The sequence below is a fragment of the Aliterella sp. E5.1 genome, assembly GCF_057473825.1.
Genome location: NZ_JBYCCV010000458.1, coordinates 1 through 1,110, shown reverse-complemented (window position 1 = coordinate 1,110; position 1,110 = coordinate 1). Strand labels below are relative to the sequence as shown.

The window sequence follows — 1,110 nt, the reverse complement described above, 5'->3', positions numbered from 1 at the left end:
AACTATCAGGTTTTACGATTAAAGAGAAAGATCTTGCAGAAGCTCTTAAGATCACCCCAGAGAAGCTAGATAACATTATTGAGTTTTTCAATTCAGATCCCAACGACGAGTGGGAGCTATGTGAGAATGACCACTTTGTTTATCTGAACCAAGCTTGGCAAGAACGTCTATTTTCTCAGCATGGCGCGTACGCGATCGCCAGATATATGGACGCCATAGAGAAACCAAACTTATGGGAAAAGTTCATTGAATTTATCACTAAACATAAAGAACGTATTCGCAGAGCTTTTATAAGTCAGAAAATCCAGGAAAATTGCAGTTCACTAACGCCCAGAAATAACCGGCACTTTTTATCCAAGAAAGATGTAATTCACATTCTCTGTACAAGCTATGCCAGACTGAACAAAGCCTTTGAGGATATTCAGCGGTCAGAAGATCCAATGATAATCTATGAGGGATTTGATGACTTTGAAGAGGTTCGTTACTACTCTTTGTCAGGTCTTGACAAGCTAAGCCGGAAACTAGCTATTGAACTAAAGAACAAAGATCGGCGAGATTGGTGTAAAGATGTAGAGATTATTAGCGGCAAAACCTTTAAGTTGCTTATTGATGAGGAAGCAGCAAAGAAGAACAAAATTCAGGCGGCAATAAAGATTGCTAAGAAACGAGATGGAGGCTGCTGTCAAATTACTGGCCAGAAGCCTAAAAAGCATAATAAATTTGATATGTCAGTACATCACATTTATTCCAAGCAAGACTATCCGCATCTGGCTACGAGCACTGATAATTTAATTACCCTGACTGAGACGGTGCATCGAGAGTTCCATTCTTGGAACGGAGGCTTCGATAAATGCTGTACAGTCGATGATCTAATTCAGTTTGTAAATGAACATTATTCTGAACGAGAAAACGCCAGATTCAAATTAAACCAGATCAAAAAAATGTTTAATGGGGTTGAGCAAAACGGTCAGAAATCATTAAAGAGTTAAGTCCGTGCCGATTACAAATCGCTGGGATAAGTTTTCTCAGCCCAGGCGCAGCACGCCTGAAGCGAAAAAGTTCGCCAGAGGCACCTCCGCCTCCATAAGCTTTTTCATGTGGGTAATGAAG

Annotated in this window: 1 protein-coding gene and 1 pseudogene; one reads left to right on the top strand and one right to left on the bottom strand. The window is 40.4% G+C overall.

Annotated elements, in window-relative coordinates:
* On the top strand, positions 1-989 hold a 989-nt coding region (locus AC2VE5_RS28215), incomplete at its 5' end, for a hypothetical protein (protein WP_486890808.1).
* Positions 990-1,028: 39 nt separating this feature from the next.
* Here AC2VE5_RS28215 and AC2VE5_RS28210 read toward each other — a convergent pair.
* Positions 1,029-1,110, bottom strand: a pseudogene (locus AC2VE5_RS28210) (DUF72 domain-containing protein); the annotation flags it as partial.